The sequence below is a fragment of the Stenotrophomonas sp. HMWF003 genome, assembly GCF_003061285.1.
Classification (GTDB): domain Bacteria; phylum Pseudomonadota; class Gammaproteobacteria; order Xanthomonadales; family Xanthomonadaceae; genus Stenotrophomonas; species Stenotrophomonas maltophilia_AP.
The window spans coordinates 1-4369 of the sequence record NZ_QAIW01000345.1; the positions used below are offsets into that span (position 1 = coordinate 1).

Here is a 4369-nt window from a genome sequence, read left to right on the forward strand (position 1 = left end):
GATCTAGGGGCTAGGGGGTGGGGATTGCCATGGAAGACTTCTTCGTAGCGCTTGGGGCAGGTGTGCTGCTCATGGCGTTCCTGTTCTGGCTCCGATTCTTTCTTCGCCAGGGCAACGGTGGCTGCAAGTGAGCGCCGTCGTCTGCATCGTCTCCCTGATTGCCGCGTGCATGTGCATTGCCTTCGGCGTTGTGCGGCTTGCCAACTGGCTCATCGACCGCCGCGAGCAGGGCAGGGCGCGCGCAATCCGTGACGCCGCATTCGTCGCCCAGGCTCGTGCCGAGGTGGGTCATGACTAAGCGCGTTCGATGGTCGTGGGCGGTTGAGCCTATGCCTGCACGTGGCTTCGGCCCGCAACAGATCAGGGTCTACGTCGCATCGGTTTACGTTGACGGCCGGCGACTGGACGCCATTGCATGTGCAACCCGGCGTGAGGCTCATGCGCTGGCTCTCTCCATGGCTCGTGCCGCCGAACTGGCACTGAGTGAATCAACGGAGGTGCGCCGATGATCGGTCGGCACAGCTGGTGGTGGATTCCCGCGTTCCTCTTCTTTGTGTGCAGTTCCGCGCTGGGCTTCATGTTTGGCATCGAGCTTGCCGAAGACTGGAACACTGTCGCTGCTGAGCGCGAAGCCATCCAAAAAGCCTGCATTGAGGGAAATGATCGCGCTTGCCGGGTCTACGAGGTCCGCTATGGCCGCTGAATGTTCGTTCTGCGGCGACCCCACGTCCTACTTCTTCCCCGGCGGCTTGTGCGCAGGCTGTACGGGCAAGAACGCCCGCATCAAGCTCCACGCCATGGCTCCTGCGCAGCGCGCAGAGCTTGTCGCGTTCGACGACTCCATTGGCCTCATGCAGGCTGCTGCGCGCCGCACTGAGCAAGCCTCAGAAACTGTCGCGCGCCATAAGCGCACGTCCGGCGCTTCTCTCAAGTCGTACCTCGCGGCGGCACCGCTCGCGTTGACCCCGGAGGGCCAGCGCGAAGCGCTGGCCCTTGGGCTTGTCCATTACAAAACAAGTGACACCGAGTCGAAGACCGGTCGTCTTTCCATCGAAATCGACCCGCTGCAGCTGCGGGCGCAACGGCTGCGTAAGGCCGTCATCACGAGTGCACGACTCCATGACCAAGAAGCGAAGAAGGGATCACGCCGTGGCGCGTGGTACATGCTCACGCTCACCTACCGAGACGGAAGCCGTAGCGGCCCTCGTGACGTTAGCGAGCTACTTAAGCGCATGCGCGGCCACTTCAATCGAACTGTCTCTAGGCTCCGACGGCTCGCGGGTCAGGTGTTCCGTTACCTGTGGGTCGGGGAACTCACCCAGCGCGGACGACCGCACTACCACCTTCTAGTTTGGGTTCCCCAAGGCATGTGGTTTGGCCGCGTCGATCACCGCAAGTGGTGGCCTCATGGCTCAAGCAAGTTTGAGAAGGCCCGCAACGCAGTCGGGTATCTCGCCAAGTACGCATCCAAGTTCAGCAGCCTCATGGCCGCTTCGTTTCCGAAGGGGTTCCGCACGCACGGTTGCGGTGGCCTCAATGAAGAATCCCGCCGCGAACTGCGGTGGTGGAAAGCGCCCATCTCGGCACGTGAAGCGCTCGGCGGTGAAGCCGACATCCGCAAGTGCCAGGGCGGTTATTTCGACAAGCTCACCGGGGAGTTCTGGTCGTCCCCGTGGCGAGTGACATTTGCATTCGGCCGGACCATCGCTTGGAAGGTAATCCCAATATGAAAGTTCAGATCATCAGCGAAAACATCGCCGTTCGTTCGTTCCCCGCACGCGAGGGCAAAGCCGCAACCGTGTTCCGTGAGCAGAAAGCCGCCGTGGTGCGCGAGAACGATTTTCCGCTGCCCTTCACCATCGGCCTGGACGAAGACCAGCAGCCGTACAAGATCGGCACCTACGACCTGTGCGCAACGTCGTTGCAAAACAACAAATTTGGCGGCCTGGAGTTCGGTCGCCGCATCCGCCTGCTGACGCCTTCCCCGGCGCCCGGCAAGGCGCAGGCCTAACCAATGTCCGATCCGGCACCGCTCTACGTCGTCGGTTGTGCTGCTGAGAACATCCAGCAGGACGGCACGTGCTTGGTGCCGGTGTGGATGCCATACCACCAGCCGATTCTTCCACCCCTGAGTCTGGCTGATGGAACTCTGGTTGCCTTCACCATCGTGAGCATGTGGGCAATCGGGTTGAAAGCGCGCCTCGTATTCCGCGCGGCGCGTATCGGGGTCTACTGAAATGACGAGGAAAACCGCAATGAAGAACATCATGAACACCACCCGCCGCGTTGCCGCCTCCACCACCGCGAAGGTCGGCACCGCTGCCACCGGCCTGATGGCCTCTGGCATGGCCCTCGCCAGCGGGTCCAGCTCGCCGGGCGCGGCCATCGCAGGCGAGGTTGCAGGCGGCAAGGCGGACATGGGCCTGGTCATCGGTGCCATCGCCGTCCTGCTCGCCATCATCGTGGTGTGGGCCTACACCAAGCGCGCAGCGAAGTAACGGCACGCGAACGAACGGCAGGGGGCGCGCGGAAACGTTCGCCCCCTTTTTCTTGAGCGAAAGGAGGGGTTATGGGGTATTTCGTGATCGTAGCGATCTGTGGCGCTGCATGGCTCGCATTCGAGGGTACGTGATGAACTGGCTGGCTCGCGTGTTCGTATCCGCCATTCTCAGGCGCTTGGCTTACGCCGTTGTCGCGCTCCTTCTCGTGTTTGCGGGCGTTTCCCGTGCCAATGCGCAGAGTTGCTCAAGCGCTTCGGAAAAGTGCAGCGAAGGGCAGGCCTATGCAATCTGCCGCTCTGAGCTTGCTTCCTATATCGCAGGCCGCGCCCCCGTCCAGTTCCGCAATGACCGCTGCGAGAAGACCTTTCCAACCTCCACCGGCAGCATCACGTCAAAGTTTGAGTATCAGAACCAGGGCACGTGGGTATCCGGTGTGTACCGCAATTACTACTACACGCGCGGTTGCAGCACGGAGCCCAACTACACCGGTACGGGTCCATGGGCGTCTGACGGATCTGCGAAGAACGGCAGCATCGGCTGTCGCAACGGCTGCGACGGAGCATGGTTCAGCAATGCCGATTCCACTAAAACGTGGATGGGGACCGGGGCGATGTGTCCCGAGAATGAAAAGGAAAACTGCGAGCGCCTTGGTGGCGGCTACTTTTGGAACAGCACGCTCAACGTGTGTGAGCCGCCTGAAGGCAAGTGTCCAAATGGCGGCAAGCCGAACTCCTTGGGCAAATGTGCGCCGGAGCCATGTCCTGAAGGCATGGCGCAACAGGCTGACGGCACATGCAAGAAGAAGGACGAAGAGTGCCCGGCTGGGCAGATACGGTCCCCGTTGGGCAGCTGCATCCCAGGTGACAACCAATGCGCAGCGGGCGAGGTTCGCGGCAAAGATGGCACCTGCAAGCGCGACAAAAATGGCGACGGCGAACCTGATGAGGGTGAGGAAGAGGGCGAGGGTCCAGACGGGCAAAAGGTGAAGGAGAATTTCTCAGGCGGTGACGACTGCACCGCGCCTCCGTCTTGCAGCGGCTCGCCAATCATGTGTGGCATGGCACGAATTCAGTGGCGCATTGACTGCAACACGCGCAAGAACCGGAACATCGCCGGTGGTGCCTGCGGGACCGTTCCTATCTGCACGGGGGAGAAGTGCGATTCCATGGAGTATTCCGGCATGTTGTTTCAGTGGAGAAGCGCATGCGCGGCCGAGAAGCTCCTTGCCAAAAGCGGGGATTCAACTGGCGGCAGCATTGGCGATGCCAATAAGAACGGTGTTGCCGATGCATTGGAAGGCAAGGGCGCTGTCAATGCTCCGGGTGATGGGAAAGCGGATGTGGCAGGCGTAAAAAAGTGGGGAATCAACCTGTCCACCAGCGTCCTGGACACTAGCGACATGCTCGGCGGCGGCTCATGCCCTCAGCCACCCACCATCGTGATCATGGGCAAGTCGGTGAGCGGCAGTGATATGCCGTACTTCTGTCAGCTTGCAGCCATCCTGCGTGGCTTGATCCTTTTCTTTGGTGCCTACACGGCACTGCGAATTCTCATGGGAGGGAACATCTAATGGGCATGGTATGGGACTGGATTGCAGATGGTGCGCAGCATGTAATCGGCACAGCGAAGGATGCCGCTGCTGGCATTGTCGGCAAATTCCTCGCCACTTTCGGTCTGACGACTGTCACGTTCAATCAGATTCTCCCCAGCTTAAAGAGCTTCGTTCTTGAGCACTTGGGCGGCCTTCAGGGTCCTGCGCTTGATTTCCTTTCGTATCTCGGCGTTGGCACCGTTATGTCGATGATCCTGTCCGCGCTCACTGTTCGCATGACGTGGAAGATCTTCATTGTCCCCAAGAGCGTGGCGGA

General features: G+C 60.7%; 8 protein-coding genes. All 8 read left to right on the plus strand.

The window, feature by feature from the left end:
- Nucleotides 1-127 precede the first annotated feature (127 nt).
- Nucleotides 128-298 carry a hypothetical protein gene (locus tag DBR34_RS21435; RefSeq protein WP_181394014.1) on the plus strand — a complete coding sequence of 57 codons (171 nt, stop codon included), beginning with the start codon at nt 128-130 and terminating at the stop codon, nt 296-298.
- Between the two features lie 207 nt (nt 299-505).
- Nucleotides 506-703 (plus strand): hypothetical protein, encoded by a 198-nt coding sequence (locus tag DBR34_RS13855; protein ID WP_128097224.1) that lies wholly within the window; start codon nt 506-508, stop codon nt 701-703.
- Nucleotides 704-797: 94 nt separating this feature from the next.
- On the plus strand, nt 798-1730 hold the full coding sequence (locus DBR34_RS13860) for a replication initiation protein (RefSeq protein ID WP_181394015.1): 933 nt from the start codon (nt 798-800) through the stop codon (nt 1728-1730).
- The gene (locus tag DBR34_RS13865; protein WP_258223933.1) at nt 1709-2011 is read left to right on the plus strand and encodes a G5P family DNA-binding protein; all 303 of its coding nucleotides are present in this window, start codon (nt 1709-1711) and stop codon (nt 2009-2011) included. Before DBR34_RS13860 ends, DBR34_RS13865 begins: the two co-directional genes overlap by 22 nt.
- Nucleotides 2012-2014: 3 nt before the next feature.
- Nucleotides 2015-2236, plus strand: a complete 222-nt coding sequence (locus tag DBR34_RS13870; protein ID WP_128097226.1) for a hypothetical protein — start codon at nt 2015-2017, stop codon at nt 2234-2236.
- Between the two features lie 19 nt (nt 2237-2255).
- Nucleotides 2256-2498 carry a hypothetical protein gene (locus tag DBR34_RS13875; protein WP_128097227.1) on the plus strand — a complete coding sequence of 81 codons (243 nt, stop codon included), beginning with the start codon at nt 2256-2258 and terminating at the stop codon, nt 2496-2498.
- 133 nt (nt 2499-2631) lie between these two features.
- Nucleotides 2632-4071, plus strand: a complete 1440-nt coding sequence (locus DBR34_RS13880; RefSeq protein WP_128097228.1) for a virulence factor TspB C-terminal domain-related protein — start codon at nt 2632-2634, stop codon at nt 4069-4071.
- On the plus strand, nt 4071-4369 hold a 299-nt coding region (locus DBR34_RS13885), incomplete at its 3' end, for a DUF2523 family protein (RefSeq protein WP_128097229.1). The genes DBR34_RS13880 and DBR34_RS13885, both read left to right, overlap by 1 nt.